Origin of the sequence: Mesorhizobium sp. M2A.F.Ca.ET.037.01.1.1 (assembly GCF_003998075.1) — a bacterium.
Taxonomy (GTDB): domain Bacteria; phylum Pseudomonadota; class Alphaproteobacteria; order Rhizobiales; family Rhizobiaceae; genus Mesorhizobium.
Genome location: NZ_RZSA01000249.1, coordinates 1 through 7,341 on the forward strand (window position 1 = coordinate 1; position 7,341 = coordinate 7,341).

The 7,341-nt window shown below is 64.0% G+C and carries 10 protein-coding genes; 9 read left to right on the plus strand and 1 reads right to left on the minus strand.

Annotation, left to right across the window (positions count from 1 at the left end; translation table 11 throughout):
- Window positions 1-301: 301 nt before the first annotated feature.
- Entirely contained in the window at window positions 302-757 is a 456-nt protein-coding gene (locus EOA27_RS14615; protein WP_126081206.1) for a DUF2214 family protein, read from the plus strand.
- Between the two features lie 117 nt (window positions 758-874).
- Here EOA27_RS14615 and nth read toward each other — a convergent pair whose 3' ends face one another.
- The gene (gene nth / locus EOA27_RS14620; RefSeq protein WP_126081205.1) at window positions 875-1,681 is read right to left on the minus strand and encodes an endonuclease III; all 807 of its coding nucleotides are present in this window, start codon (window positions 1,679-1,681) and stop codon (window positions 875-877) included.
- A gap of 23 nt (window positions 1,682-1,704) precedes the next feature.
- Here nth and EOA27_RS14625 point away from each other — a divergent pair, with 23 nt between their 5' ends.
- The 8 genes from EOA27_RS14625 to EOA27_RS14665 all read left to right on the plus strand — a co-directional run.
- Window positions 1,705-2,199, plus strand: coding sequence for a DUF2244 domain-containing protein (locus EOA27_RS14625; protein ID WP_126081204.1), 495 nt, complete (start codon window positions 1,705-1,707; stop codon window positions 2,197-2,199).
- A gap of 305 nt (window positions 2,200-2,504) precedes the next feature.
- Window positions 2,505-3,410, plus strand: a complete 906-nt coding sequence (locus tag EOA27_RS14635; protein ID WP_126081203.1) for a methylated-DNA--[protein]-cysteine S-methyltransferase — start codon at window positions 2,505-2,507, stop codon at window positions 3,408-3,410.
- A gap of 238 nt (window positions 3,411-3,648) precedes the next feature.
- Window positions 3,649-4,119, plus strand: a complete 471-nt coding sequence (locus tag EOA27_RS14640) for a hypothetical protein (protein ID WP_126081202.1) — start codon at window positions 3,649-3,651, stop codon at window positions 4,117-4,119.
- A gap of 38 nt (window positions 4,120-4,157) precedes the next feature.
- The gene (locus EOA27_RS14645) at window positions 4,158-4,550 is read left to right on the plus strand and encodes a hypothetical protein (protein WP_126081201.1); all 393 of its coding nucleotides are present in this window, start codon (window positions 4,158-4,160) and stop codon (window positions 4,548-4,550) included.
- Entirely contained in the window at window positions 4,517-5,113 is a 597-nt protein-coding gene (locus EOA27_RS14650; RefSeq protein ID WP_126081200.1) for a hypothetical protein, read from the plus strand. Before EOA27_RS14645 ends, EOA27_RS14650 begins: the two co-directional genes overlap by 34 nt.
- Window positions 5,091-5,570: a hypothetical protein gene (locus EOA27_RS14655; protein ID WP_189343067.1), complete on the plus strand. Its 480-nt coding sequence runs from the start codon at window positions 5,091-5,093 to the stop codon at window positions 5,568-5,570. Before EOA27_RS14650 ends, EOA27_RS14655 begins: the two co-directional genes overlap by 23 nt.
- Before the next feature lie 194 nt (window positions 5,571-5,764).
- Complete coding sequence (locus EOA27_RS14660) at window positions 5,765-6,670, plus strand: ribokinase (RefSeq protein WP_126081198.1); 906 nt, start codon at window positions 5,765-5,767, stop codon at window positions 6,668-6,670.
- A gap of 2 nt (window positions 6,671-6,672) precedes the next feature.
- The coding region (locus EOA27_RS14665; protein ID WP_245491093.1) for an amidase family protein at window positions 6,673-7,341 on the plus strand (669 nt) is incomplete at its 3' end.

Below are 7,341 nucleotides of genomic sequence, written 5' to 3' on the forward strand. Positions count from 1 at the left end.
GCCAGCTTCCGTCTTGATGCTCATGGCACTCCTCTCGTTGAGACGGCAGCGGTTAGTGTGTTTCACCGTTTCGCGAAATGGTGAAACACACTAACTCTTTGTTTTCACGAAATTCCGGACGGAAAACCGCTCACACTTTCCTGGAATTGCTCTAGCAAACCGGCGTCCCCCGGCAAGGGCCAGGGTTGGCCGGGATCATCCTCCAGCGCAACGATTTCGCCGTCTGGGAATCTTGACCGATGATGCTACTCTTCTGACACGGTATCCAGCCGCGTCGCGGCCGCCAGGCGCAGGGAAGAACATGGACACCACTGACCTTGTATTGGCTATTCTCCATCACCTGCTGGTGTTCTCGCTGGCCGGCATCATCGGGGCCGAGTTCGTGCTGGTGCGCGACGATCTGGGTGCGGCGACGCTGAAGCGCCTTGCCGGCATCGACCGCCATTACGGCATCATCGCCGCGCTGATCATCATCGTCGGCATCTGCCGGGTGTTCTTCGGCCTGAAGGGTTGGGAATTCTATGTCTACAATTGGGTGTTCTGGGCAAAGATGGCGGCCTTCGCCATCGTCGGCCTGCTGTCGATCGTGCCGACCACGCGCTTCCTCTCCTGGAACAGGCAGGCGAACGGCAATCCGTCTTTCGCCGTGCCGGCGGCGGAACTGGCCTCGGTGAAGAACTATGTCCGCGCCGAAGGCTTCATCTTCCTGCTCATTCCGGTCTTTGCCGCGGCCATGGCGCGCGGCTACGGCTATTAGAGCCAGACCCGCTCTAAAGCATGTCTCCCGAAAGTGGTTACCGGTTTCGGGGTAAAGACATGCGCAAAATAAAAAACCTAAAGCGCATGGAGCGAGACTGAAAGATCGCGACGCGCTTTAGGCCTCGGCCGCAAACGTCTCATCCAGCGGCGCGATCGGCATCAGCGGCGCCGGAATGTCGGTGGTCTTTTCCTTCGACTTGCAGATATCGGCGATCACGCAGGCCGGGCAATCGGGCTTGCGCGCCTTGCAGACATAGCGGCCATGCAGGATCAGCCAGTGATGCGCATGTCGCATGAACTCGGCCGGGATGACCTTGAGCAGCCCCTGCTCGACCTGTTCCGGCGTCTTGCCGGGAGCCAGCCCAATCCGATTGCCGATGCGGAAGATATGCGTGTCGACCGCCATCGTGTGCTGGCCGAAGGCGACGTTGAGCACGACATTGGCGGTCTTGCGCCCGACGCCCGGCAGCTTCACCAGCTCGTCTCGATCCTGCGGCACCTGGCCCGCATAATCATCGATCAGCGCCTTCGACAGCGCGATCACGTTCTTCGCTTTGTTCCGCCACAGCCCTATCGTGCGGATGTAGTCGCCGACCTTGGCCTCGCCCAGCGCCAGCATCCTGGCTGGCGTGTCGGCAGCCGCGAACAATGCCTTGGTCGCCTTGTTGACGCCCGCGTCGGTTGCCTGCGCTGACAGCACCACCGCGACCAGCAGGGTGAAGGCGTTGACATAGTCGAGCTCGCCTTTCGGCTCAGGCCGCTGCACGGAAAAGCGCCTGAAGATCTCATGCACCTCGGCGGCACTGTAGAGCGACCGGGAAGCCGCTTTTCGCGGCCGTGTACCAGCCGCCGGGCCGCCGCCGGCAGGGGCGGGTTGAGGCTTTTTGACAGCGATGGATTTTTTGGACTTGGGAGGCGCCATGTCCCTTCCTATAATATCCCCTCATGAGCGACACAAACGCGTCATTCGAAGCCGACCAGCCATTTTTCCAGGCCCTGCTGACGCCGCACCGCTCGCTCGGCCGCACCGGTTTCCTGATCCTGATGGGGGCGCTTGTCTTCGGCTGGGCGGTCACCGGCGCCTTTTTCCTGGCGCATGGCGCCTGGCCGGTGTTCGGCTTCTTCGGCCTCGATGTGATCGCCGTCTATATCGCTTTCCGCGCCAACTATCGCGCCGCGCGCGCCCGCGAGGAAATCTCGGTATCGCGCACCAGCCTCGACATCCGCAAGACAGCACCTTCCGGACGCTCGGAGGCGCATCATTTCAACCCGTTCTGGACGCGGTTCTCGATCGCCCGCCACAGCGAAATCGGCATCACCAGGATGGCCGTCGAAGCGCAGGGCAAGAGCGTGGCGATCGGCGGCTTCCTCAATCCCGACGACCGCGAAAGCTTCGCCACCGCCTTTTCGCGCGCGCTGGCGACCGCCAAGACGCGCTGAGCATGATCCCGAACCGAAGTCCGCGTCAGCGAAAAGTGGACGCCGGTTTTGCTTTCGCTGAGCTGCGGTTCGGACAAGATCATGCTCCGAGCAAGTCAAGCAAATCAGAAGCGGTAGCGCAGCAGCCTGCCGACCTTGCGCATGGCGGGGACATGCCTCCAGAGGCCGACGAACAAGCATGCGGACCAGCCCAGCGCCCCTTGTTCCGGTTTCTAGGATGGTCTGGGTGCCTGCGTCAGGAAGGCAAGTTTCGGGTGGTTGCAAAGCTCTGGAAGACCGATATTCGCGGCCAAGGAGACATTGCCATGAACGCGCAGATGACCATGAATACGCAGATGAAGCCGATCGCGATCCTTGAGAACGATATCACCCCGGAAGGCAGCGACTATGATGTCGTGCGCCGCGCCATCGAGAAGATCAGCCTCGACTATCGCGACCAGCCCTCGCTGGAGGTGCTGGCCGAGGAAGTCGGCGAGACGCCGACCGGCCTGCAGAAGCTGTTCACCCGCTGGGCCGGCCTGTCACCGAAAGCCTTTCTGCAGGCGGTGACGCTCGACCACGCGCGCAGGCTGCTCGATTCCGGCATGCCGCTGCTGGAGACCTCGTTCGAGCTCGGCATGTCCGGCCCCGGCCGGCTGCACGACCTCTTCGTCACCCATGAGGCGATGTCGCCCGGCGACTACAAGACGCGGGGCGCGGGCCTCACCATCCGCTACGGTTATCACATCTCGCCTTTCGGCATCGCGCTGATCATGGTCACTGACCGCGGCCTCGCCGGCCTCGCCTTCTGCGATGCCGGCGGCGAGCGGGCTGCCTTCGCCGACATGTCCGGCCGCTGGCCGAACGCGACTTATGTCGAGGACATGTCGGCCACCCAGGCTTACGCCGCGCGGGTCTTCGACCCGACCAACTGGCGCGCCGACCAGCCGCTGCGCGTGGTGATGATCGGCACCGATTTCCAGCTGCGCGTCTGGGAAGCCTTGCTGCGCATCCCGATGGGCAGGGCCTGCACCTATTCCTCGATCGCGGCGAGCATCGGCGCGCCAAGCGCCAGCCGGGCCGTCGGTGCGGCGGTAGGCGCAAACCCGATGTCCTTCGTGGTGCCTTGCCATCGGGCGCTGGGCAAGTCCGGCGCGCTCACCGGCTATCACTGGGGTCTGACGCGCAAACGCGCCATCCTCGGTTGGGAAGCGGGACAAGTGACGTCCTGAAACATTCGATTTTTTCGCATGCCATTGCGAAAAAACCGCGTATCGTAATATAAATCGGTACATCCTAAATAATTGATCGATTCATCTGCGAAATGCAACCGGAGACAACCTATGGTTACAGCCGGTTTTCTTGTAAGTTGCTTCCCCGCGTTATTTCACTTAACGCTAAATTAACCACGATAAAGGGAAGATGACCCGACGTTGAGCCGGCACCATCCGGCTCGAAGGAGGGATCTCAATGAAAATCGCTCGGGCCGCAATGGCAGCAGGCCTGCTGGCCGCCTGCGCCTGCCAGACGGCATCGGCCGCTACCGGAAACGTGCTTTTCAACGGCACGATCACCGCGACCTGCACCATCACGATCAACTCCAACGGCACGATGACCGTGAGCAGCAATCTTCAGTCGCTGAGCTCGCACAATGCCGGCGGCTCGGCAGGCAGCGCTCAGGTCGATACGACGGGCGGGGTCTCGCTCAGCGTGGACCCGGTGACAACGACCACCGTGCCGGCCTCGGACACGACGGCGACGACATGGACTCCGACCTTCGCCACTTCAGGCGCGCAGACGATTGCCGAAACCGGCACCGCGACCGCGCTGACGGTGCCGGGCACATCGACGGTCGCGGTCAATCTCGCCGGCACCAAGAGCGGCACGAACCGGTTCTCCGCCGGCAACTATCAAGCAACGGTGACGCTGCGCTGCGAATAGTCCTCACGCGAAAGGAGCGGTCCTTGAGAAGAATCGCATTGAGAAGAATTGCAATCCTGGCGGCGGGCCTGATCGCCGCGCTGCCTCCCGTAGCGGCGACCGGCCAGTCGATGACGCCGATGCGGGGCGAGGTGCGATCCTTCACCGATGCCTTTGCTGTCCGTGTCTTTCCGGGCAACCCGTACAACCAGCGCATCCGCGTCGAGGTCCATGTCTACGACCAGGATTTCCAGCCTGTCGCGGCCAGGATCACGCCGAGCGCGTTCCTTCTGGCCGGCCAAGCGTCGCGCCCGGTCCTGGTGGTCGTCCCGTTCGACGGCGCGAACGAGCGTAAAGTGCGTATCTGTACCGAGAGTATCCCCTTTCCAAGCGAGCAGACCCAGATAAGGGCACAGATATGCGGAAAGTTCTTCGGGCATCGCAGGTTCTGACCTTGTCCTTGCTGCCCGCCCTGGCTGTCGTCGGTCGGGGACTTGCCGAGGATATCCTGAACCTGAATCAGAACCAGACCGGTTTCAGCCTGCCCGGCGTCACCTTGCCCCAGGGCCAGGACGAGGTTCATGCCAGCGACGGCACGACCTGCCGCTCAGCCGTTTCCGGCAGCGGCGCCTATCTCGACCTCGGCGTCATCCGCGGCAACAACTCAAGCAACCAGACCAACAGCGACATCGCCACCTATGGCCGCGTGGTGATCCCGATCGGGCGGACGCCCAAACGCGTCGATTGCAGCCGCCTCTACGAGTTGGAAGTCGAGCGCCTGCAGTTGGAATTGAAGCTGCTCAAAATGGGCCTCGGCGCCGACGGCCAGACGACGGGAAGTGTGCCCGCCTCGCCGCCCCAGGACGCTGCGTCCCAAGCCAGCGCGGCGCAAGCCGGCGCGGCGCAAGCCAACGGGGTCCAAGCCAACGTGGCTCAAGTCAAATCAGCGGGATGGGCCAATGAAGGCTGGACCATCAGAGGCACGACCAGCAATGAGAAGAAGAAGCGGAAATAGAAGCGCGCTGTTAGCGCTGGCGGCGCTTGCCGGTCTCTGCCTTCCGGCGCAGGCGGCGATCATCGGCACCTGCACGATCATGATCGGCGCCTCGGGGACGATGAAATCGAACCCCGCCATCAACATCTTCGGCTCAAAGCAGGCAGGCGGGTCGAGCGCCGGCGCCACCATCACAGCGAACTCGACGCTGTGTTCCATCCTAAACCTGCTGGACTGCTATACCGTTTCCGCGCCGGCGCCGATCGCCTTTACCTCGGCACCGAGCGGCGGCGACACCAATGTCTCGTTCGCCTCCGTCTTCCGCCTCGACGGCTCGGGCGTGGACATACCGGGCAGCTCGCCGCAGCGGGTGACCAACGGCACCCACACCATCCAGGTCGATCTCACCGCCACGAAGTCGCCCGGCATCTTCCCGGCAGGCAACTATCAAGGCACGGTGACGGTGCGCTGCGAATGATGCCTGTGGGCCAAGAGCCCGCGCAACCGGCATGATCTGGCAACCGGCGGTCTTTGCGGCTAGCTTCGCCCCCAGCACGCAATTCCGCGATGAGCGCTTCGCCGCCCATTTCCCAGGAATTGCGAAAAGCAGAATCTTGGAGCAGGTCCGCCTTTCAAGCAAGGGCCGGGCCGCTTCAACGGGAGGCAGTTTTTGTGATTATCGTTGTCGGCTCGATCAACCTCGATCTCATTGCCAATGTCGACCGCCTGCCGGAACCCGGCGAGACGGTGCGCGGCTCGAGCTTTGCCACCGCCCCCGGCGGCAAGGGCGCCAACCAGGCGCTGGCCGCGGCGCGCGCGGGAGCCCAGGTGCGCATGGTTGGCGCGGTCGGCAAGGATAGCTTTGCCCCCGAAGCGCTCGCTTTGCTCAAGGCCGGCAATGTCGATCTCTCCGGTGTCGGCCAAAGCTTCGCCTCCACCGGCACGGCGCTGATCCTGGTCGGCGCCGACGGCGAGAACGTCATCGCCGTCGTGCCGGGCGCCAATGATTCGGTGGTGCCGGGCGATGTCACCAAGGCCTATCTCAAAAAGGGCGATGTCGTGCTCCTGCAGCACGAGATCCCGCTGCAGACGGTCGAGGCCGCGCTCGACGCGGCGCGCGCGGCGGGCGCCGTCAGCGTGCTCAACACCGCGCCTTTCCGGGCCGAAGCCGCCGGCTTCCTCGGCAAGGCCGACTATGCCGTCGCCAACGAGACCGAATTCGATCTCTACGGCGAAGCGCTGTCGCTTTCCGGGCGCGACCGCCCCGCCCGCATGCGCGACTACGCCCAAAAGACCGGCCGCGCCATCGTCGTCACGCTCGGCGGCGACGGCGTGCTGGCCGCAACGCCGGACGATTTCCTCACAATCCAGGCGCTAAAGATCACGCCGGTCGACACCGTCGGCGCCGGCGACACTTTTTGCGGCTATTTCGGCGCCGGCCTGTCGTCCGGCTTGTCGCTTGGGGATGCGATCACCCGCGCCGCCGCGGCCGGCTCGCTTGCCTGCCTGAAGCCAGGCGCGCAGCCGGCGATCCCACTGGCCAAGGATGTCGACGCTGCCCTGGCGGGAACGCGTTAAGCATGCGGCCCGTCACCAAGCATGCCCTGCCGGCGGCCGGCGATATCTGTCGCCTCTCCGCCGTCGAGCTCGCCGACAGGATCAGGCAAGGGCAATTGTCGGTGCGTGAAGTCGTCAGCGCTTCCCTTGACCGCATCGAGGCCGTCAACCCGCTGGTCAACGCTATCGTCTCGCTGCGCGAGCGCGCCGACATCCTGGCCGAAGCCGACAACGCCGATGCTCATCTGGCCCGCGGCGGCGAGGCCGGATCGCTGTTCGGCCTGCCGATCGCCATCAAGGACCTCGCCCTGACCAAGGGGCTGAGGACCACCTTCGGCTCGCCGATCTTCGCCGATTTCATCCCTGAAACGGACGACTTCTTCGTCGAGCGCATCCGCAAGGCCGGCGCCATCATCATCGGCAAGACCAATGTTCCGGAATTCGGCCTTGGCTCCAACACGTACAATCCGGTCTTCGGGCCGACGCTCAACGCCTTCGACCCGGCGCTGACCGCCGGCGGCTCGAGCGGCGGCGCGGCGGTGGCACTGGCGCTCAACATGCTGCCGGTCGCCGACGGCAGCGACTTCGGCGGCTCGCTGCGCAATCCGGCGGCCTACAACAATGTCTACGGCTTCCGTCCCTCGCAGGGGCTCGGGCCCGCCGGCCCCGGCATCGACGTCTTCCATTCGCAG